This window comes from Actinomadura sp. NPDC048955 (assembly GCF_040649435.1).
GTDB lineage: Bacteria > Actinomycetota > Actinomycetes > Streptosporangiales > Streptosporangiaceae > Spirillospora > Spirillospora luteofluorescens.
The window spans coordinates 41,511-61,397 of the sequence record NZ_JBEZJI010000030.1 but is presented as its reverse complement, the minus strand read 5'-3'; the positions used below and the strand labels follow the sequence as shown (position 1 = coordinate 61,397).

Sequence of the window (19,887 nt, the reverse complement as noted above, 5' to 3'; positions counted from 1 at the left end):
GGGAGCAGGGGGCCGATGGACGCGCAGCAGTCCGCGCTCTTCCTCTTCGAGGAGGCGATGGGATTCACCTACTCCGCCGCGCTGCGCGCGGCGGCGGAACTCGGTGTGGCCGACCACCTGGCCGCGGGCCCGCGCACGACGGCCGAGCTCGCCGCCGCCACCGGAACGGGGCAGGACGCGCTGTACCGGATCCTGCGCCTGCTCGCGGCGCGGGACGTGGTCCACGAGGACGAGCCGGGGCGGTTCCGGCTGACCGCCAGGGGCGACGCGCTGCGCGCCGACGCGCCGATGTCCGCCCGCGCCGGGATCCTGATGTTCACCGACCGGATGTTCTGGACCGTCAGCCACGAGGCCGCGACCGTCGCCCGGGACGAGGCGACGACCTTCGAGCAGCTCTTCGGCACGACGATCGGCGGATACTTCGCGGAGAACGCCGACACCGAGGCGCTCTTCTACGACGGGATGGCGATGGTCTCCGAGGCCGAGAACGCCCTCGTCGCGGGGAGCTACGCGTTCCCCCCGGCGGGCACGGTCGTCGACGTCGGCGGCGGCAAGGGCGGATTCCTCCGCGCCGTGCTGCGAGCGAACCCCGGGCTGCACGGCGTCCTCCTCGACCAGGAGGAGCACGTGCTCGGCCACCACCTGCTGGACGGCGGCGACATCGCCGGCCGCTGGCAGGTCGCCGACGGGGACTTCTTCGACTCCGTCCCCGCCGGTGACGTGTACCTGATCAAGCGCATCCTGCACAACTGGGACGACGAGAAGTGCGTGGCGATCCTGCGCAACTGCCGCCGGGCGATGAAGCCGGACGGGCGGGTCCTCGCCGTCGACGCGATCGTCCCGGCCGGGAACGAGGCCCACCAGAGCAAGCCGATGGACTTCATGATGCTCGCGGCGCGCACCGGGCGGGAGCGCACCGAGGCGGAACTGCACCCGCTGTTCGAGGCCGCCGGCCTGCGGCTCGCCCGCGTCCTGCCCACCGCCTCGGTCATGTCGATCGCCGAGGGCGTGCCGCGCTGACCGCGGCCCGCCGCCCGCCGCGTCAGCCGGGCGGGTCGAGCCAGATGCAGGCCGCGTCGAGCCAGCGGTCCACCTGCGGCAGCGGCAGGCCGTTGCGCACGCGGGCGCTGGTCATGTGGGGGATGGTCGGCTCGCAGGCCAGGACGGGCACGATCGCGACGTCCTCGATGACCTGCCGGTCGATCCGGTGCCACAACTCCTCCGCGCGCACCGGATCCCGCTCGGACAGGGCCTCCTCGATGAGCCGGTCGACCTCGGGGTTGCGGTACCCGCCGTAGTTGCTGGTGCCGGCGGCGAAGTTGGACTGGAACATCGGCTGGACGTAGGCGCGGCCGTTGTTGCCGAACCAGTCGGGCGTCCACGCCGCCGCCGTGACGTCCCACTCGCCGGCCTCGGCCATGGCCGGGTTCTGCAGGAACCGGTAGTACTCGTCGGGCTGGCTGATCAACCGCAGTTCGACCGTGAACCCCGCCTTCTCCAGGTCGGCGGCGTAGTACCGCGCGATGTCGGCGTGCGGGGCGTCGGCGCGGTAGAGCGCCTTGAGGGTGAGGCCGTCGGGGTACCCGGCCTCGGCGAGCAGCGCCCGCGCCTTCGCCGGATCGCCGTGGTCCCCCGGCGTCGGGTAGCGGTCGTACTCTCGGTGCCCGAAGTTGCCCGGCGGGATCGCCGTGTGCGCCGTCCGGGTCACCGTCCCCAGATCCATGTCGTCGAGCAGCCTGACCATGGAGGCCTTGTCGACGGCGTACGCGACGGCCCTGCGCACCCTGACGTCGCGCAGCGCCCCGCCCTCGTTCGGGCTCTTCATGTTGAACACGAGGTAGGGGTTCATCGCGTACCCGAGATGCCGGTCCGCGTCCGGGGGGCGGCGGTCCTCGCTGATGACCGGCGCGCCCCACGACAGGTCGGCCTCCCCGCTCCGGATCGCCTCCCGCACCCGGTCGTCGTCGACGCGCGCCATCCGCACGTCGAGGCCGTCGACGTACTGGTGCCGCAGCGGATCGGTGTCCTGCCGCCACACCGGGTTCCGCTCCATCGTCAGGAACCGGCCGTTCTCGTAGCCGGTGAGGCGGTACGGGCCGTTGGAGCGAACGTTCGCGACGAACTCGGCACTGTCCGGGACGAACCGGTCGTACTCGCGCGGCGCCGCGGACGCGAACATCATCGACAGGAGGTTCAGCAGGTCGTTGGCGGGCCGCACCAGCTCGACGACCAGGGTGCGGTCGCCGTCGGCCCGCAGCCCGGAGATCTCGTGCGCGTTCTGGTAGCCGGCCAGGTCGGCGGCCGAGGGGGTCCGTCCGGCGAACTCCCTCCGGTAGCCGTCGGCGAACTCGGCCATCCCCCGGATCGTGCTCGTGTAGTAGGCGATCGCCCCGGCGCCGGCCACCGGGTTGCACATCCGTTTGAAGCCGCGGACGAAGTCCTCCGCGGTGACCTCGCGCGGCGGGTCGGTGTCCCACATGACGCCCGGGCGCAGTCGGATCCGGTACACGAGCCCGTCCGGGCTCATCCCGCCGTTGGCGACCGTCGGCGACTCCGCGGCGACGTCGGGGACCGGGGTCAGGGCCGTCTCGTCCACGGCCGTCGGGTAGCCGAACAACTGCCGCGCGAACAGCCTGATGATCTGGTGCGAAAAGGCGTAATAGGCGCACGCAGGATCGACATGGTCCATTCCGCCAGGCCCGAAGTAGCGGAGGGTACCGCCGTAACGAGGCTCCACACCGATCACCTTCCCTGCACGTCACCGGGCCCCGCGGCCACCGCCGGCGCCCCACCTGTCCCACGCCGAAGATTACCATCTCTTCTTAAAGCACTAGAGGGATCTCGGGTCCAACCACAGCCCCTCGCCTGCGTCTCCCGCAGCCGAGCCCGACGCCCTCTCCGCCATCCCCGAGGCCCTGCACATAACCGCATCTTCCGTGGTCAGCACCCACGTGAACGGGACACGGCACGCGATCCCGACCCTGGCGCGCTGAATGCCCGCATCCGCGACCCATGGCCAGATAACTTCAAAAACATATTGTATTGTGGGGGCGACTGGTCATCCGCACGGTGGAGGGGGTCACTCGTGACACAGTCCGTGAAGCCCGGCGAGCGCAGCGTCCCGGACCCGGCCGGGACGGCGAACGGCGGATCGCCGCGGCGGCTCCGCGACGCGCCGTGGGAGAGCATCCGCGAACTGTTCGCCCTGGATCCGACCACGACCCACCTCAACACCGGCACCGTAGGCGCGATGCCCTACGACGTGCTCGACACGATGGACCGGGTGACCCGCGAGTGGACGGGCGGGCTGGCCGACGTCTACAAGCCGTCCGGCTACTACGAGCACCGCGCCCTCATCGGCAGGGCGTTCGGCGTCGACCAGGACGAGATCGTGATCTGCCACAACGCCACCGAGGGCGTCGCCCGCATCATCCAGGGGCTCGACCTCCACGAGGGCGACGAGGTGATCACCACGAGCCACGAGTGCTACTCGGTGCTCTCCAACTTCAACCTCGTCCGGAACCGGTACGGCCTGACGATCAAGACGCTGACCATGCCGACCGGCTACGACGTCACGGCCGACGAGATCGTCGAGCTGTTCGAGGCGGCCATCACCCCCCGCACCAAGGTGCTCGCGTTCGCCGGGATCACCCTGTTCACCGGCACGATGATGCCGATGCGCAGGCTGTGCGAGCTGGCGCAGCGGCACGGCCTGACCACCGTGATCGACGGCGCGCTGCTGCCCGGCCTCGTGAACCTGGACATGCGGGCGCTCGGCGCCGACTTCATCGCCTGCTCGGGCTCGAAGTTCCAGTGCGGCCCGCTGGGAACCGGCATCCTCTACCTGCGCAACAAGGTCTTCCCCGAGTACAACCCGCTGCCGCTGCCGACGTTCTGGCCGGTGATCTCCACCTGGTACCCGATGATCGGCAGTCCCCCGCCGCGGACGAGGACGTCGGTCGAGAGCGACGACACCGCCCTGTACGTGCAGAGCGCCGGCAGCGCGAGCATCGCCAGGGGCGCCGCGCTGGCGCGGGCCTGCGAGATCTGGGACGAGATCGGCCGGGACCGCATCGAGAGGCGCGCGATGGAGCTCGGCGACCACGCCCGGCGGCGCCTCGTGGAGGCCTTCGGCAAGGAGTCGATCTTCTCGCCCGGCGAGGATCCGCTGCTGAAGTCCCCCCTCATCGCCTTCAACCCGTTCCGCGACCCCGAGGCCGCCTGGAACATCAAGAAGTTCACCGCGTTCACCGACCGGCTGGAGCGGGAGCACCGCATCTGGATCCGGTGGACCGAGTTCGACGTCCCGGACTCGCCGCACCAGCACTACGCGGCGCGGGTCTGCACCCATCTGTTCAACACCCGCGAGGAGATCGACCGGGCGATCGGCATCATGGCCCGCATCGGCGAGGAGATGTCATGACCGTCTCCGACCGCCCCCAGACCGTCCCGTGGAGCGGGGATCGGCCGCGGCTCGGCGGGACGCTCCGCCTCCACGGCCCGGCCCCCGTGCACCGCCTCGACCCCTCGGCCTCCCACCAGGCGCCCGCCGACCAGATCATCAGGCTGTTCGCCCGGCAGCTGTTCGGCTACGCCCCCGCGCCGGACCTGCGCGACTGGCGGGCGATCGCCCCGGCGCCCGATCTCGCGACCGACGTCCCGTCCACCTACAACACCGGGATGGGCGCGCGGCACACGAACTACGTGGTGCACCTGCGCCGCGGCGTCCTCTGGGACACCGCGCCCGCGCGGGAGGTCACGGCGCACGACGTCGTGCGCGGGCTCAAGCGGCTGGCCAACCCGCTCACGAGGCCCGCCGCCCTGCCCTACTTCACCAGCACGATCAGGGGCATGGCGCAGTACTGCGAGGACTACGCCGCCGCGGTCCGCCGCGACGACCCGACCGCCGAGGAACTGGCCGCCTTCCAGAACTCCCACGACATCCCCGGCGTCTTCGTCCTGGACGACGAGTCGCTGGTCATCGAGCTCATGCGGCCGGCCATCGACTTCGCCGCCATCATGGCCCTGCCGTGCGCGTCGCCCGCCCCGGCCGAGTACGACGCGTTCCTGCCCGGAAGCCCGGAACTGCACCGGAACCTCCGGAGCAATGGGCCGTACCGGCCGGTCCGTCTCGTGCCGGGCCGCGAGCTGCGCCTCGAACCCAACCCCGTCTGGCGGCAGGACACCGATCCCCTCCGGCACCGGTACCTGGACGGCGTCGAGGTCACGGTCGAGGACGCGGCGCCGGAACAGGTCGCCGAGCGGATCGCGTCGGGCGCGGCCGACCTGCCGTGGGGCGGGCCGGTCGCCGAGCCGCACGACGCCGAGCCGGCCGATCCGGGCGACGGCCTCGGCCTCTCCCTCGACCCGTACCTCGTCTTCAACGTGCAGAGCCCCGGGGCGGGCGGCGCGCTGGCCGACGCCAGGGTGCGCCGCGCGCTCTCGTACGCGATCGACAAGGCGGCGATCGCCGACCTGTACCGCCGGTCCGGCCGTGGTGCGCTGGTGCGGATCGCCGGTTCCGTCGTCCCTCCGGGCAACGACGCGCACCAGGAACTCGACCTCTACGCGACCCCGGGAAGCCGGGGCGACGCACAGAAATGCCGGGCGCTGCTAGCCGAGGCGGGCCATGAGAACGGCCTCGCGCTCACCGCGGTCCACCTGGACACCACCCTGGACGCCGCGGTCGCGCGGTCGTACGCGGCCGACCTGGAGAAGGCCGGCGTCACCGTGCGGCTGGTGGCGCTGGACCACGACGCCCGGGACGCCCTGCTCGGTGATCCGCGCCGCGCGGCGGCGGGCGAGTGGGACGTCGCGGCCTCGTCGTGGTCGCCGGACTGGTACCCCTCCAACGGCCGGGTCTTCCTGCAGCCGATGTTCCAGTCGGGCGACTCCCGCAACTCCGCGAACCGCGGCCGCTACCGCCGTCCGGAGGTCGACCGCCTGATCGAGCGGGCGCTCGGCACGATCGAGGAGCCCGCGCGGTCGACCGCGGCCTGGAACCTGGCCGAACGGACGGTGCTGGAGGACGCCGCGGTCGTGCCCGTCCTGTTCCAGCGGCCGGTCGTCCCGCGCCTGCGCGGCCCGCGCGTGCGGGGCGCCGTCCCGATGCCCGCGTTCGGCCATTCCTACGACCTCGCCGGCGTCTGGCTCGACCCGCCGGACGATCCCGCGGGGTGACGGCGGCGGACCACAGCGATCCAGGGAGCGCGGATGCTCGACGACGTGGTGACCGAGTACCTGAAACTCGGGTTGCGGTTCGGCCGGCTCGCCGACGGGTTCGTCGACTCCTGGTACGGCGACCCGGAACTGTCGCGCCGGGTGGACGCCGAGCCGAGGCCCGGCGCGTCCGGGCTCGCCGCCCAGTCCGCCCGGCTGCTCGCCGCGCTCCCGGACAGCGGCCTGGCCGAGCCGCGGCGCCGGTTCCTGTCCGCGCAACTCGCCGCGCTGAACTGCGCGGCGCGCCGGATGGCCGGGGAGGAGATCGCGTTCGGGGACGAGGTCCGGACGTACTTCGAGGTCGACATCGAACTCGGCGACCCCGGCCGCTACGCGGAGATCCACGAGGCGATCGGCGCGCTGCTGCCGGGCCCCGGGGACCTGCGCGCCCGCACCGCGGCGTTCTACGAGCGCAACGCCGTCCCCCCGGACCGGCTGGCACGGGCCGTGCAGGCGGTGTCCGGCGAACTGCGCGCCATGACCCGCACGGTGTTCGGCCTGCCGGAGCAGGAGAGCGTCGAGTACGTGGTGGTGCACGACAAGCCCTGGAACGCCTACAACCGCTACCTCGGCGGGTTCCGCTCGAGGGTGGAGCTCAACGCGGAGGCGGGCCGCACCATCGCCGCGCTGCCGCTGCTGGCGATCCACGAGTCCTACCCCGGGCACCACACCGAGCACTGCCGCAAGGAGGCCGGCCTCGTCGACGGCGCCGGGCACGACGAGCACCTGATCTCGCTGGTCAACACCCCGCAGTCCCTCATGGCCGAGGGGACCGCCGAGATGGCCGACGCGGCGGTGCCGGGCCCGGGCTGGGGCCGCTGGACCGCCGACATCCTCGCCGGCGCGGGCGTCCGGGTCGAGGGCGAGCTGGTGGAGGAGGTCCTGCGGCTGATCCGGCTGCTGATGCCCGCACGCCAGGACGCGGCCGTCATGCTCCACGACCGCGGAGCCGACCCCGACGAGGTCACCGACTACCTGGAACGGTGGCTCCTGGTGCCCCCGGACCACGCCCGGCGGATGACGCGGTTCCTCACCGATCCGCTCTGGCGCGCCTACTCGGTGACGTACATCGAGGGCCCGCGGCTGGTGGGCGCGTGGCTCGACGCCGGCGCGGGCCGGACGTCCCTCGTCGAGCGGTACCAGAGGCTCCTCGACGAGCCGCTGTTGCCGTCCGACCTCCGCGCCGACCTGGCGGCCACGGGCTCCCAGGAACTCAGAACAGGTGCTCGATGATGCGCTGAGCGGTGGCGGCGGGCGTGGGCAGCGTCGCCATCTCCCGCTGGACCTCCGCCGTCGCGGCGCGGATGCCCTCGTCCGTCATCAGCCGGGTGAGCAGGTCGGCGTCGACGTCCTCGCGTTCGCTCACGAACCCGATGCCCCGCTTCCGCACCGCCTCAAGGGTCGTGTGCTGGAACAGGTCCCGGGGGTCGGGCGTGATGAGCTGCGGGACGCCGGCGTCGATCGCCGTCAGGGCCGTCCCACCGCCGCCGTGGTGGACGATGGCGGTGCACGTGGCCAGCAGGTGGTGCAGCGGGATCCAGCCGACGGAGCTGACGTTGTCCGGCAGCGGGCCGAGCGAGCCGATGTCGACCCCGCCGAGCGCCAGCACGAACTCCGCGTCGACGCCGGCCGCCGCGTCGATGATCGTGCGCATGGTCCCGGTGCCCAGCATCTGCAGCTCGACCGTGCCCATGCTCACGGCGACGCGCCGCCGCTCGGGCGGCTGGAGCAGCCGGTCCCCGACGACCGATCCGCCGCTGTGCGGCAGCCAGCGCATGAACCATCCCTCCGGCCGCTCACCGGCGAGCATGCTGGGCGGGAACTCCTCGATGGTGACGGCCGGCTTGGAGATGGTCACGCCGTACCGCTCGCAGACGTCGGGCAGGTGGGCCGCGGCCGCCTCGTGCATGCCCCGGGTGCGCCAGGCGCTCACGTTCCGCTGGACGGCGGGCGCCCCGGCGCGCGCCGCCGCGAACAGGCCGGCGGTGGTGCCCTGGTCGTAGACCACCAGGTCCGGGCCCCAGTCGTCGGTCAGCGCCATGATCCCGTCGATCAGCGGGCGGTTGATCGCGGCGAACCCGGGCCCCCACTCGTCGAGGTTGATCGCCGGTTTGGTCGCGACCGTCCGGACGAACTCCGGGTGCTCGCGGGCCAGCCGCTCGTTGACGGCCTCCATGCTGAACCCGGGCGCGGCGTCGACGATCTCCACACCGGAGCCCGCCGCGCCTTCGGTGGGTCCCGCGATCGTGGCGATCACCTCGTGGCCCGCCGTGCGGAACGCCCAGGCGAGGTGAACGAGCGGGAAGAAGTGCCCGAGACCTGGGTGAGAGCAGAACATCACACGCATATCCGGAAGATCCCTTCTCCCCGTGTCCGCGCCCGCGGCAGGACCGGACGGCGCCCGGTCCGGGCACCCCGGCGCGCGAACGCCACTATAAGAATTTAAACTATGATCTTCGCCGGTTCAATATCCGCGGCGGTGCGGAGGCGGTGGCGCCTCACCAGGTGACCGGAAGCTCGCGCACCCCGTGGATGTTCGCCTTCTCCTTGAACGACAGCGCGTCGAACGGCACCGCGAGCCGCAGTCCCGGCAGGCGCCGGAAGAGGGCGTCGAACACGATCCGCAGCTCCATCCTCGCGAGATGGTGCCCGAGGCACCGGTGCCTGCCGACGCCGAACGCCAGGTGCCGCCCGCCGCCGCGCCCAGGGTCGAAGTCGTCCGGGCGCTCGAACACCTCCGGATCCCGGTTGGCCGCGGGGCCGAGGACGACCACGCCCTCCCCCGCGCGCACCGTGACGCCGCCCACCTCGACGTCCGCCAGCGCCGTGCGCGCCGTGGAGGCATTGACGACCGACAGGAACCGCAGCAGCTCGTCGACGGCGAGGGGGGTCCTGGCCGGGTCGGCGAGCATCCACGCGAGCCGGTCCGGATGTTCGAGAAGGGTCAGGGCGCCGAGCGCGATCATGTCGGCGGTGGTGGAGTGCCCGGCGACGAGCAGCACGAACGCCATGCTCACGACGGCCTCGCGGTCGGCCGTGCCCTCCCGCCGCCCCGCGGCGATGAGGCGGCCGAGCAGGTCGTCGGGCGGGTCGCGCTCCTTGTCCGCCACCAGCTCGGCCAGCAGGGCCCGGATCTCGTGCGCCGCCCGGGTGCGCTCCGCAGCCGGGGTGGCGTGGCTGAACATCCGCGCGGTGCGCTCCTCGAAGTGGCCGTGCACGGAGTAGGGCACGCCGAGGAGCTCGCAGATCACCAGTGACGGCACCGGAACCGCGAGCTCGCGCACCAGGTCGACCGGGCGCGGGGCGGCCGCCATCAGCTCCAGCCGCCGGTCGACGATCTCCTGGACGCGCGGGCGCAGCGCCTCCGCCCGCCCGGGCGAGAACTCGGCGCGGACGGACCGCCGGGCGGCCGTGTGCTCGGGCGGGTCCATCCAGTTCATCGGCGGCCGGAAGGCGCGGAAGGACTCCTGCCGCTCCTCCTCGGTGACGGGGGCGAACCGGGGGAACCCCTCGCGGCGGCGATCGACGCTCATCCTCGGATCGCTGAGGACCTTGCGCGCGTCCTCGTGCCGCGCGACCAGCCACGCCGAGTTCCCCCCGGCCATGCGGGCGCGGACCGCGCGCCCGCCCGATCGCAGCCGCTCGTACTCCGGAGGCAGGCTGAACGGGCACGCGCGGGCGACGGGGAACACGCCGACGGCGTCCTCGGGCTGAGTCGTCATCGGGACCCCCGATCGATCGGTACTAAGAAAAAATATACCGAACGGACCCGGGGTCGTGGCTCAGTCGCGCCCCGCGTACGCGTTGCCGGCGTACCAGTCGCCGCGGCCGCCGGGCAGCAGGTCGAGCACGTTCCAGACCGGGGAGAGCAGGTCGATGCCGCGCTGTGCGCCGTCGAGGAAGTCGGCCGGCAGCGTGTAGAAGTGGCGGACCTCCTCACCCTCGCGGGCCAGGACGCTGATCATGGGCCGCTGCGCCCCGTCCGGGCGCTCGGCATTCATGTCGGCGTTGAAGGACGTGCCGTGGCTGGACAGGACGCGCACCTCGTCCCACCCCCGCCGCCGCGCCCAGGAGCGCAGCTTCGGCAGCGGCGCCTTCCCGATGACGGCGAAGGCGGTGTGCTGCGCCAGGTGCGCGGCGACGCCGTTGAAGCCGTCCACCCACATCGAGCACATCGGGCACGCCGCCTCGTCGTCGGGGTGGTACATGAGGTGGTAGACGACCAGGGTCTCGCGGTCGCCGAACAGTTCGCGGACGGTCACCGGCTCGGTCGGCTCGTCCTTCTCGAGGTCCGCCGGCCCCGCGGTGAGGGTGTAGTCGCCGAGCACGGCGCCCCGGGGCATCCGGCGCCGCGCGGCGGCGACCTCCTCGACCCGGTCGCGCAGCAGCCTTTCGGCCTTCGCCAGTTCGATCCGCGCGTCGATGTACTCCTGGCTCGCCCCAACCGGCCACATCGGCGGGATCTTCGGCTCGTCGTCGCTCATCGCTGGCCCCTTCGGGTCCGTCGGCGGCACGTGTCAATTCGACAACGGACTCTACGATAATGACCCCGCCGACGTGCCGGGTTCGCCCTCGTCCGGCGGCGTGGCGGCCGGGAAGGGCACTCGGCCGCGACGGTCTCCGCGCTCTCGAATACGGGATGAGATCGGCCGATACGCCGCCATCCGCCACATAGCAACTGTCCACATAAAGAAGGCGAAAGACCTCTCGGCGATGACCGGGGAGAGTTGAAGGGAAAAGCACCGCATGTTAAGCTCGATATTCCGGCAATTGTCAACTATGCCAATTTAGTCAGACGCTCGCGATACGAGGCACAGGAGACCGGGATGGCCGAGACGGCGGTGGCCGAGGTGATGGCCGAGCTGGCCGAGCTGGAGGACCCCAAGGCGCGCGAGGTGAACGAGAAGCGCGGCGACGACCACGCCGTGAATCTCAGCAAGCTGCGCGCCGTCGCAAAGCGCCTGAAGACGCAGCAGGACCTTGCGCGCGAGCTCTGGAAGACCGACGACAGCTCGGCGCGGCTGCTGGCGACGCTGATCTGCCGCCCGAAGGCGTTCGAGCGCGACGAGCTCGACGCGATGCTGCGCGAGGCGCGCACCCCCAAGGTGCACGACTGGCTCGTCAACTACGTGGTGAAGAAGAGCCCGCACTCCGAGGAGCTGCGGCTGGCCTGGCTCGACGACGCGGATCCGGTGATCGCGAGCGCCGGCTGGGCGCTGACCACCGAGCGCGTGATGCGCAAGCCCGACGGCCTCGACCTCGACAAGCTGCTCGACGTCATCGAGGCGGAGATGAAGGACGCGCCGGACCGCCTGCAGTGGGCGATGAACGACTGCCTGGGCAACATCGGGATCAAGCACGAGGAGCACCGCGCCCGCGCGATCGAGATCGGTGAGCGCCTGGAGGTGCTCAAGGACTACCCCACTCCCCCGAACTGCACGTCTCCGTTCGTGCCCATCTGGATCAGCGAAGTGGTCGGCAGGAAGAAGGGGAAGTAGGGGCCCGCGCCCGGGAGTCCGGTTCAGTCCGAGAGGATCGCCGACAGTTCCAGAGGACGGATCGCGCGCGCCGGGAAGTCGCAGTACCAGAGACGGCTGCCGTCCCAGGTCAGCCCGGTCGGGCGGCCCGGAACGGGCAGGACTCCAAGTTCCTCGCCGGTCGCCGGATCCATCGCACGGAGCACGGCGTCGTCGAAGTCGCCGTAGACGACGACGCCGTCGGCGTACGTGAGTCCGGAGGGAGACTCCCCCGCCGCCGGGAACTCCCGCACGACGGTCATCGTGTCGTAGTCCCTGACCTGCACCACGGTCGGACCGCGCAGGCACATGTACAGGCCCTCCGGCCCGAACTCGATCCCGGTCAGCCTGCCGCTCGCGGGGAGCACCTCCTTCTCCCCGGTGATCGCGCCGTCGTCGGGGTCGATCAGGACGATCCGCTTCGGGCGGCCGCCGACCTGGCACAGGCGGGCGCCGTCGTAGGCCAGGTCCGCCCGGACCCTGTCACAGGCGAACGTCCTGGTCACGCCCCCGGTCGCCGGGTCGATCGCGAAGATCTTCTCCGCGTCCTGGTCCGAGTGCCACAGCCGGGCGCCGTCCCAGGTCAGCCCGCACATGTAGGCGGCGGGGGCGGGCAGGGCGCCGGCGCCCGCGGCCGTCGCCGCCGTCTCACCCGATGTCATGTCCCCTCGCTTTCCGGCCGTCCGCGGCCGTCGTCACGCCTGTGGGTACCAGCGGCCGCGGGGGCGCGCCCGCGACGGCGTCCAGCCACCACGGGCTCTCCCGGGCCCACGCGATCGTCCTGGCGAGGCCGGTCCGCAGCGGGATGCGGCTGCGCCAGCCGAGCAGGTCCCTGGCCTTCCCGACATCCGGGACGCGCCGGGGAATGTCCTCGTAGGCGCTGCCCAGCGCCGAGTCCGTGCTCACGCGGATCGGGGCGAACTCCGCCCCGGCCAGCCGGGTCGCCAGCCGGACGGCGTCGGCGACCGAGGTCTCCCGGTCGCTGCCGACGTTGAAGCACTGGCCGTCGGCGATCTCGGCGGCGCCGACCCGCAGCGTGGCCTCCACCGCGTCCTCGACGAAGGTGAAGCAGCGCGTCTGGGAGCCGTCGTCGTACAGCAGCGGGGGCAGCCCGCGCAGGACCCGGTGGACGGTCTTGCTGATCACGTACGCCGGGCGCTGCCGCGGCCCGTAGACGTTGAAGTACCGCACGACCGAGGCGCGCAGGCCCCGGTGGCGGGCGTAGGCGACGACCATGTGCTCGGCGACGGCCTTGCTCGCGGAGTAGGACCACCGGTCGGCGGCGACGCTGCCGAGGACCCGGTCCGCGTCCTCCGCCCAGGGGACGTCGGGGTTCTTGCCGTAGATCTCGCTGGTGCTGGAGACGACGACCTTCACCCCGGCGGCGGACGCCGAGCGCAGCACGTTGCGGGTGCCGGAGACCGCCACGTCGATCACTTCGAGCGGGTCGTCGAGGTACTGGTCGACGCCGACCAGGGCGCAGAGGTGGTAGACGGTGTGCACGTCCGGGCCGATGGCGTCGGCCAGCGCCCGCTCGTCGCGGATGTCGGCCCTGACGTGGCGGACGGCGGCCCCGCCGCAGTCCAGATCGGGCGGCGGCGGCGCGGGATCGTAGACGATGACGTCCTCGCCCTGCCGCGCGAGGCGTTCGACGAGGTGGCTGCCGATGAAGCCACAGCCGCCGGTGACCACGACCGCCATCGGTGTACCGCCTTCCCGCTACGACCGGCCTGAACGAGGCGACCGCCGCCCTGTCAGCGGACGGCGCCGGACGCGCCGCCCGACGGGGAGGCGGCCCGCCGCGCGTACGAATCGATCACTTCCGCGGCCCGGGCCGCGCCGCCGGCGTCGCGGGCCTCGGCGCGCATCCGCGCGATCCGGCCGCGGACGGCGTCGTCGGCGACCAGGTCCTCCACCGCCCGGACCAGGCTCGCGCCGTCGACCTGCTCGGGCCGCAGCACATGGCCCAGGCCGAGTTCGGCGGACCGCTCGGCGAAAGGCCTGGCCTCGACCGCGTACTCGGTGAAGAACAGCATCGGGCAGCCCCAGTGGACGGCCTCCATGGTGGCGCCGAGCGTGCCCTGCAGGATGAACGCCTTCGCGTGGCGGAGAACCTCCATGAACGAGATGTACTGGTGCGCCTCGACGTTGGGCGGCAACGGCTCCAGCGCCTTGGGGTCGGTGCCGTTCCCCGTCACTATGACGACATGCCACGGCGTTCCCGCGAACGCTTGCGCGCATCTGCGGAAGAATTCCGGATGCCCGTTGAACGTCGATCCCAGGGACACGAGGAGCACGTCGTCGTCCTCGTTCGGCGGACGCCACCCCGGCTGGAGCCGCCCCTGCGAGAAGCTCGGCCCGACGAAGACGAAACGGTCGTCGAATGTGTCGCTCTTCACCTGGAACGACCGCGGCAGGAAGATGACGTTCAGGTCCTCGATCGCGTTCCAGAACTCCGCCGGGGAACGGTCGATGCCATATTCCGGCAGAAGCTCGGACATCATCCGCTGGAAGGTCTCGGTCTCGACTATGGGCCGGTGCCCGTGCACCGCGCTGAGCGCCTCCCACACCGAGTAGTGCTCGTTCGAGGCGAAGCCTCCGTTGACGCACACGGCCGGCCGCTGCCACCTGGCGGCCAGCAGGCGCCCGGCGATCAGGGGGAAGATGTCGTAGACGACCAGGTCCGGCGGGTCGTCGTCCAGGGCGCTCTCCGCCGCCCTGAGCATCGCGAGGTTCTCGTTGACGAACGCGCTCACCGTCAGCGCCTCGGCGTCCTCCTGCTCGACGATCTCCGGCAGGTCGACGCCGTCCTCGAATATCGACCGGTGGCGGATCTGCCGGGCGCCGACCTTCGCCAGGTCGTCGACATAGTCGCCGGAGGTCACGAAGCTGATCCGGTGTCCCCGGGCGGAGAGCTCGTCGAGGACGCCGAAGGTCGGGCGGATGTGCCCGTACCCGCCGGTGACGGCGAAAAGAATGTGGCGTGGTCGCATCACGATTCCCCGGATCGGGCGAGATGAGCCATGAAAACGGACACTACTATAGTTTTTTCAAGTCAGCAAGACGCCGATCACCCGGCACGCGCGCGCCGCCCGGCCACGCTCCTTAGGCGTTGACTTATATAAGCTTCTGCTTTAGGATGAGCTTGATCTTCTGGTGGCGACGGGAGGCACAACCGTGGGATCGAATTCGACCCTCGCTGTCGAGACGTCCGGGCTGGTCAGGACCTTCGGCGAGACGCGGGCGGTGAACGGCGTCGACCTGGCCGTCCCCACCGGCATCGTGCACAGCCTGCTGGGGCCGAACGGCGCCGGCAAGACCACCCTCCTCCGGATCCTGACGACGCTGCTGCGCCCGACGGAGGGCACGGCCCGGGTGCTCGGCCACGACGTGGTGCGGGAGGCCGACGCGGTGCGGTCCCGCGTGAGCGTCACGGGGCAGTCCACCTCGATCGACGAGGACCTCACCGGGAGGGAGAACCTCGCGATGGTGGGGCGGCTGCTCGGGCACCGGGGGGCCGGGGCGCGGCAGCGGGCCGACGACCTGGTGGACGCCTTCGAGCTGTCGGAGGTGGCGGACCGCCCGGTGAAGACCTGCTCCGGCGGCGAGCGGCGCCGGATCGACATCGCCGCCAGCATCATCGTCACCCCGGACCTGCTCTTCCTGGACGAGCCGACCACGGGCCTCGACCCGCGGGCCCGCAACCAGGTGTGGGACATCATCCGCACCCTGGTCGCCGGGGGCACGACCGTGCTGCTCACGACGCAGTACCTCGACGAGGCCGACCGGCTCTCCGACCGGGTCGCGGTCCTCGACCACGGCAAGGTCATCGCGGAGGACGCGCCTGGCAGGCTGAAGTCCCAGATCGGCACCGGCGCGCTGAAACTGCGGCTCCAGGATCCCGGGCAGCGCGCCCAAGCCGAAGAGATGCTCTCCCGCACCCTGGCCGTGGAGCCGGGCGCGGACTCCGATCCGCACAGGCTGTCGGTGCGGGTCACCGACGCGCAGCAGGCGGCCCGGGCCGTCACGGCACTGGCCGACGCCGGGATCGCCCTCGACGACTTCTCGATGGCCCAGTCGAGCCTGGACGACGTCTTCCTCGCCCTGACCGGTCACCCGGTCACCGGCGACGGGCAGGCGGAGAAGGCCGAGGCCGTGGACGGGGCCGAGGCCGAAGCCGAGGCCGAGGCCGAGGCCGGCGACAAGCAGACGGCGAAGTGAGGAGGCCGGCGAGATGACGACGTCCCAGCCGATGACGCGGGCGCGGGGGCCGCTGGCGGCGCCCGGCGAGCGCCCGCCGAGGGCCGGCGCGCTGTCGGCGTCGATGACGTTCGGGTGGCGCGCGCTGCTGAAGATCAAGCACTCACCGAACCAGCTGGTGGACGCCCTCATGCTCCCGGTCGTCTTCACGCTCTCGTTCACCTACCTGGTGGGCGGGGCGATCGCGGGATCGCCCGGCCGCTACCTGCACTTCTTCCTGCCCGGCGTCATGGTCATGGCGGTGGCGCTGACGACGGCGTACACCGGCATCGTGCTGAACCAGGACGTCGACCAGGGGGTCTTCGACCGGGTGCGCTCCCTGCCGGTGTGGCAGTCGTCGGTGCTGGTCGGGGCGATGCTGGGGGACGTCGTGCGGTACGCGGTGGCGTCGGTCGTGCCGCTGCTGCTCGGGCTGGTGCTGGGGTTCCGCCCTGACGGCGGCGTGGGCGGCGTGGTGCTGGCGCTGCTGTTCCTCCAGGTGTTCGCGTTCAGCCTCGCCTGGATCGGGACCTTCGTCGGGGTCAGCGTGCGGACGCCGACCGCGGCCCAGACGCTCAGCTGGACGCTCCTGTTCATCCTCGTCGTCGCCAGCAACGTCATGGTGCCGCAGCAGACGATGCCGGGCTGGCTGGAGGCGCTGATCAAGGTCAATCCGGTCAGCGTCGCGACGACCGCCATGCGCGGGCTGATGGACGGCACCGTGACCGCGGGCCAGATGGGCTGGGCGTTCCTGGCCTGCGCGATCCTCGTCGCGGTCTTCGCGCCGCTGACCGTGTACCGGTACGGCCGCAGCCGCCACTAGGCGCTCACAGCGCGTGCAGGCAGAGCAGGAGACTCCGGGCCTCGATGTTGACCTGGTAGCTCTGGCGCGCCAGCGCCATCGCCTGGGGCACCGTGAGCCAGCAGAAGTCCGCGGGCGTCCGGGCGGGGAAGCCGCCGCCGACCTCGACCACGAGATGACGGGTCTGGGCGTGCCGGAACCGGCCGCCCTCCTCTGACTGCACCACGTCGTACCGCACCTTGACACTTCTGGAGAGGACGAGATCGAGATACCGGGGGCGTGTCTCACCGCTCGCCCCCTCGTAGTTCTCGGGGGTGCACTGCACGGTGGGACCGAGTTCCACGGTGTCGCGGCATCCCGGACGGAGGTCGGCGCGGGCGAGGACGTGCAGGATCCCGTTGATGCGGCGGACGACGAGAGCGGCCAGCCCGATGCCGCGGGGTTCGAGCAACGGCTGGCACCAGTCGGACACCTCCCGGTTGCCCGCGTGGACCTCCACCCCGACGACGCTGAAGTACCTGCCGTCGGGACGGCGGATCGCATCCGCTCCCCGCTCCCATCCGTCCACGGAGTCGAGGGGGACCGCGCGCGTCGCGAGCGTGTACGCGGACTTGCGCTCGGTGAGCCAGCTCCTCACCTGCACCGGAGAGAGGAACGCGTCCTCCCCGGAGGCGTACGGCGGCGCCGCGAAGGCGGCCGCGGCCCCGTCGCCCGGCCGCACGATGGACGAGGCCGAGGCCAGCAGGCAGGCCAGCACGGTCCTGGAGTCCATGTTCACGACGTTGGGGTGATGCAGGAGGTCGAGGATCTGCCCGAGCGTCATCCAGGCGAAGTCGTCGTGCGGCTCGACGTCGCCGGTGACCTCCATGACCACGTTCCGGTTGCGCTTGGCCCAGAACCACGCCCCCTGCTCGGACTGCAGGACGTCGACCAGCACCCGGGCCCGCCCGGGCTCGGTGAAGTACTCGACGAACCTGGACCGGGCGCCGCGGTGCGTCCGCAGGTAGTTGCTCGACGTGGACTGGACCGTCGGCGACAGCTGCACCGTGTTCACGTTGCCGGGCTCGATCTTGGCCTGCATCAGGAAGTGCAGGACGCCGTCGATCTCCTTGGCGAGGATGCCCACGATCGCGACGTCCTGCTGGTAGATGATCGGCTGCCGCCATTCGGGAACGGCGCCGTAGTCGGTGCGGGCGTGGATGCCGCCCACGGTGAAGAAGCGGCCGCTCTCGTGCACGAGGTCGCCCGAACCCGGGTCGAACGACCATCCGGCCATGCGGTCGAACGGGATGCGCGTCACCTCGACCGGGACGCTGCGGCGGCGTCCGGCCAGCCATTCGACGACGTCGCCGGCCGGTCGGGGCCGGTATTCGGCCGACGCGGCGAGCCGCCGGCCCAGCTCGTCGGATTCCCCGCTCGGCGCCGCCCTCAGCCGAGTGCCCGCGTTCGTGCCCGCCATGCCCGCCTCCGTCCACGGCCGCCGGAGCTGGCCGCCGTTCGCGCTCGGCTGTACCATTTACTTAATTTATATATAGCACCTAGCGATGGGAAGGGAGACCCCGTGCCCGCCTCGGAGCGCGACGCCGCCTTCGGCCCGGAGCACGCCGAGGTCTACGAGCTGACGTACCGGCACCGTGGCAAGGACTGGGGCGCGGAGGCGGCGGAGGTGACGCGGCGCATCCGCGCCCACCGTCCCCTCGCGCGGTCCCTTCTCGACGTCGCCTGCGGCACCGGGGCCCACCTGGAGGCGTTCCGGGCGGGCTTCGACCATGTCGAGGGCCTGGAGATCTCGCGCGCGATGCGCGAGCGTGCCGTGCGGCGGCTGCCGGGGGTGACCGTGCACGACGGCGACATGCGGGGCTTCGACCTCGGCCGCGCCTTCGACGCGGTGACGTGCCTCTACACCGCGATCGCCTACCTTCCGACCGTCGCCGCCATGCGCGCCGCGGTGCGGGCCATGGCCGGCCACCTCGTTCCCGGCGGGGTGCTGGTCATCGAGCCCTGGTGGCCGCCGGAAAGGTTCATCGAGGGGTTCGTCGGGGCCGACCTGGTGCGGGACGGCGACACGGTCGTCGCCCGGGTCTCCCACTCGACCCGGCGGGACCGGGCCGCGCACATGGACGTGCGCTGGACGGTGGGCCGTCCGGCGGGCGTCCGCGCGTTCCGCACCGTGGAGACCTTCACCATGTTCACCGCGGACGAGTTCCGGGCGGCGTTCCAGGACTCCGGATGCGACGTCGAGCACGAGGAGGCCGGCCTGAACGGCTACGGCCTGTTCGTCGGGGTCCGCCGCGGCCGGCCCGAGGCCCGGGAGGCCGCGGACGCTACTCGCCCCAGCGCAGGTACGTGATGGGCGGCTCCCGGCCGGGGAGGGTGCGCAGCGCCACCCCGTCCAGGCCGACGGCCTCGCGCAGCGCGGCCGTCTCCCCGGGCCACTTGGAGTAGGCGATCTCGTCGAAGGCGAGCACGCTGCCCCTGGTCAGATAGGGCCGGATCGCCTCCAGCGCGGCGCGGGTCGGCGCGTGGAGGTCGAGGTCGAAGTAGGCCAGCGCGATCACGGTCTCCGGGTTGTCGGCGAGATAGCGCGGCAGGGTCTCGCGGACGTCGCCCTGGACCACCGCGGTCCGCCGGACGTGCGCGAAGGGCTCGCCGGACTCGTGCGCGTCGAGCACCTCGCGCAGGTGGTCGGGGTAGCCCTCGCTTACGGCGAACCGGCCGGCCACCGCGTTGGGCCCGGCCCTGTCGACGTCGGCGACGTCGGGGAAGCCGGTGAAGGTGTCGAAGCCGATGACGCGCCGCACCGAGGTGTACGGCTCGTGGCACCCGCGCAGCGCGGTCAGCGTGGCCAGGTGCCGCCCGTGGAGCACGCCGAACTCCATGATCACGCCGGGCACGTCGAGGATCATGCGGTACAGCGCGTCCATGCACAGCAGATCGGTGAGCTGGTGGCGCCGCAGGTACAGCGCCAGGTTGTCGATCAGGTACTCGGCGGGGATCGGGGTGTCGCGCAGCAGCCGGGTGAGCCGCTCGCGCACGTCGCGCTCCTGGTCCGACTCGCGTGCCAGCGAGCGCGGATCCCGGTGGTTCGGTGCGGTCACCTGTCTCGTCCTC

At 71.9% G+C, this 19,887-nt stretch carries 17 protein-coding genes; 8 read left to right on the top strand and 9 right to left on the bottom strand.

Annotated features, from left to right (window positions below):
* The first annotated feature begins 15 nt into the window (after positions 1–15).
* On the top strand, positions 16–1,020 hold the full coding sequence (locus AB0C84_RS26335) for a methyltransferase (protein WP_361071305.1): 1,005 nt from the start codon (positions 16–18) through the stop codon (positions 1,018–1,020).
* A gap of 22 nt (positions 1,021–1,042) precedes the next feature.
* Here the strand turns inward: AB0C84_RS26335 and AB0C84_RS26330 are convergent, their stop codons facing one another.
* A complete protein-coding gene (locus tag AB0C84_RS26330) occupies positions 1,043–2,737 on the bottom strand; it encodes an ABC transporter substrate-binding protein (RefSeq protein ID WP_361071302.1) in 1,695 nt (564 codons plus the stop codon).
* Positions 2,738–3,085: 348 nt separating this feature from the next.
* Here AB0C84_RS26330 and AB0C84_RS26325 point away from each other — a divergent pair, with 348 nt between their 5' ends.
* From AB0C84_RS26325 to AB0C84_RS26315, 3 genes are read left to right on the top strand one after another with little or no spacing between them, the layout of a single operon-like run.
* The gene (locus AB0C84_RS26325; protein ID WP_361071299.1) at positions 3,086–4,423 is read left to right on the top strand and encodes an aminotransferase class V-fold PLP-dependent enzyme; all 1,338 of its coding nucleotides are present in this window, start codon (positions 3,086–3,088) and stop codon (positions 4,421–4,423) included.
* Positions 4,420–6,180 carry an ABC transporter substrate-binding protein gene (locus AB0C84_RS26320; protein WP_361071296.1) on the top strand — a complete coding sequence of 587 codons (1,761 nt, stop codon included), beginning with the start codon at positions 4,420–4,422 and terminating at the stop codon, positions 6,178–6,180. The genes AB0C84_RS26325 and AB0C84_RS26320 overlap by 4 nt, the downstream gene beginning before the upstream one ends.
* A 33-nt stretch (positions 6,181–6,213) precedes the next feature.
* Entirely contained in the window at positions 6,214–7,452 is a 1,239-nt protein-coding gene (locus AB0C84_RS26315; RefSeq protein ID WP_361071293.1) for a DUF885 domain-containing protein, read from the top strand.
* On the opposite strand, the gene AB0C84_RS26310 is transcribed toward AB0C84_RS26315, so the two are convergent.
* From AB0C84_RS26310 to AB0C84_RS26300, 3 genes are all read right to left on the bottom strand, one after another.
* On the bottom strand, positions 7,433–8,566 hold the full coding sequence (locus AB0C84_RS26310) for a nucleotide disphospho-sugar-binding domain-containing protein (protein ID WP_338743103.1): 1,134 nt from the start codon (positions 8,564–8,566) through the stop codon (positions 7,433–7,435). The two genes, AB0C84_RS26315 and AB0C84_RS26310, sit on opposite strands and share 20 nt — an antisense overlap.
* A 151-nt stretch (positions 8,567–8,717) precedes the next feature.
* On the bottom strand, positions 8,718–9,941 hold the full coding sequence (locus AB0C84_RS26305) for a cytochrome P450 (RefSeq protein WP_361071289.1): 1,224 nt from the start codon (positions 9,939–9,941) through the stop codon (positions 8,718–8,720).
* Positions 9,942–10,001: 60 nt separating this feature from the next.
* Entirely contained in the window at positions 10,002–10,703 is a 702-nt protein-coding gene (locus tag AB0C84_RS26300) for a DUF899 family protein (RefSeq protein WP_361071286.1), read from the bottom strand.
* 342 nt (positions 10,704–11,045) lie between these two features.
* Between AB0C84_RS26300 and AB0C84_RS26295 the strand changes: the two genes are divergently transcribed.
* A complete protein-coding gene (locus AB0C84_RS26295; protein WP_361071283.1) occupies positions 11,046–11,717 on the top strand; it encodes a DNA alkylation repair protein in 672 nt (223 codons plus the stop codon).
* Positions 11,718–11,740: 23 nt separating this feature from the next.
* Here AB0C84_RS26295 and AB0C84_RS26290 read toward each other — a convergent pair whose 3' ends face one another.
* From AB0C84_RS26290 to AB0C84_RS26280, 3 genes are read right to left on the bottom strand one after another with little or no spacing between them, the layout of a single operon-like run.
* On the bottom strand, positions 11,741–12,397 hold the full coding sequence (locus AB0C84_RS26290; RefSeq protein ID WP_361071280.1) for a hypothetical protein: 657 nt from the start codon (positions 12,395–12,397) through the stop codon (positions 11,741–11,743).
* Entirely contained in the window at positions 12,384–13,436 is a 1,053-nt protein-coding gene (locus AB0C84_RS26285) for an NAD-dependent epimerase/dehydratase family protein (RefSeq protein WP_361071277.1), read from the bottom strand. Before AB0C84_RS26285 ends, AB0C84_RS26290 begins: the two co-directional genes overlap by 14 nt.
* Positions 13,437–13,489: 53 nt before the next feature.
* Positions 13,490–14,728 (bottom strand): macrolide family glycosyltransferase, encoded by a 1,239-nt coding sequence (locus AB0C84_RS26280; protein ID WP_361071274.1) that lies wholly within the window; start codon positions 14,726–14,728, stop codon positions 13,490–13,492.
* Between the two features lie 184 nt (positions 14,729–14,912).
* Between AB0C84_RS26280 and AB0C84_RS26275 the strand changes: the two genes are divergently transcribed.
* Complete coding sequence (locus AB0C84_RS26275; RefSeq protein WP_361071270.1) at positions 14,913–15,956, top strand: ATP-binding cassette domain-containing protein; 1,044 nt, start codon at positions 14,913–14,915, stop codon at positions 15,954–15,956.
* Between the two features lie 13 nt (positions 15,957–15,969).
* Positions 15,970–16,797, top strand: coding sequence for an ABC transporter permease (locus AB0C84_RS26270; RefSeq protein ID WP_179848713.1), 828 nt, complete (start codon positions 15,970–15,972; stop codon positions 16,795–16,797).
* A gap of 4 nt (positions 16,798–16,801) precedes the next feature.
* On the opposite strand, the gene AB0C84_RS26265 is transcribed toward AB0C84_RS26270, so the two are convergent.
* Complete coding sequence (locus AB0C84_RS26265) at positions 16,802–18,292, bottom strand: NDP-hexose 2,3-dehydratase family protein (RefSeq protein ID WP_361071266.1); 1,491 nt, start codon at positions 18,290–18,292, stop codon at positions 16,802–16,804.
* A 45-nt stretch (positions 18,293–18,337) separates the two neighbouring features.
* On the opposite strand from AB0C84_RS26265, the gene AB0C84_RS26260 reads away from it, so the two are divergent.
* Positions 18,338–19,126 carry a methyltransferase domain-containing protein gene (locus AB0C84_RS26260; RefSeq protein WP_361071263.1) on the top strand — a complete coding sequence of 263 codons (789 nt, stop codon included), beginning with the start codon at positions 18,338–18,340 and terminating at the stop codon, positions 19,124–19,126.
* On the opposite strand, the gene AB0C84_RS26255 is transcribed toward AB0C84_RS26260, so the two are convergent.
* Positions 19,101–19,874: a class I SAM-dependent methyltransferase gene (locus tag AB0C84_RS26255; RefSeq protein ID WP_361071260.1), complete on the bottom strand. Its 774-nt coding sequence runs from the start codon at positions 19,872–19,874 to the stop codon at positions 19,101–19,103. The genes AB0C84_RS26260 and AB0C84_RS26255 overlap by 26 nt on opposite strands.
* Positions 19,875–19,887: the final 13 nt, after the last annotated feature.

Excerpts from the sequence above, each read along its gene's own strand:
- AB0C84_RS26335 (WP_361071305.1), top strand. The coding sequence starts at position 16 with ATGGACGCGCAGCAGTCCGCGCTCTTCCTCTTCGAGGAGGCGATGGGA.
- AB0C84_RS26320 (WP_361071296.1), top strand. The coding sequence starts at position 4,420 with ATGACCGTCTCCGACCGCCCCCAGACCGTCCCGTGGAGCGGGGATCGG.
- AB0C84_RS26315 (WP_361071293.1), top strand. The coding sequence starts at position 6,214 with ATGCTCGACGACGTGGTGACCGAGTACCTGAAACTCGGGTTGCGGTTC.
- AB0C84_RS26310 (WP_338743103.1), bottom strand. The coding sequence starts at position 8,566 with ATGCGTGTGATGTTCTGCTCTCACCCAGGTCTCGGGCACTTCTTCCCG.
- AB0C84_RS26305 (WP_361071289.1), bottom strand. The coding sequence starts at position 9,941 with ATGACGACTCAGCCCGAGGACGCCGTCGGCGTGTTCCCCGTCGCCCGC.
- AB0C84_RS26300 (WP_361071286.1), bottom strand. The coding sequence starts at position 10,703 with ATGAGCGACGACGAGCCGAAGATCCCGCCGATGTGGCCGGTTGGGGCG.
- AB0C84_RS26295 (WP_361071283.1), top strand. The coding sequence starts at position 11,046 with ATGGCCGAGACGGCGGTGGCCGAGGTGATGGCCGAGCTGGCCGAGCTG.
- AB0C84_RS26290 (WP_361071280.1), bottom strand. The coding sequence starts at position 12,397 with ATGACATCGGGTGAGACGGCGGCGACGGCCGCGGGCGCCGGCGCCCTG.
- AB0C84_RS26285 (WP_361071277.1), bottom strand. The coding sequence starts at position 13,436 with ATGGCGGTCGTGGTCACCGGCGGCTGTGGCTTCATCGGCAGCCACCTC.
- AB0C84_RS26280 (WP_361071274.1), bottom strand. The coding sequence starts at position 14,728 with ATGCGACCACGCCACATTCTTTTCGCCGTCACCGGCGGGTACGGGCAC.
- AB0C84_RS26270 (WP_179848713.1), top strand. The coding sequence starts at position 15,970 with ATGACGACGTCCCAGCCGATGACGCGGGCGCGGGGGCCGCTGGCGGCG.
- AB0C84_RS26265 (WP_361071266.1), bottom strand. The coding sequence starts at position 18,292 with ATGGTACAGCCGAGCGCGAACGGCGGCCAGCTCCGGCGGCCGTGGACG.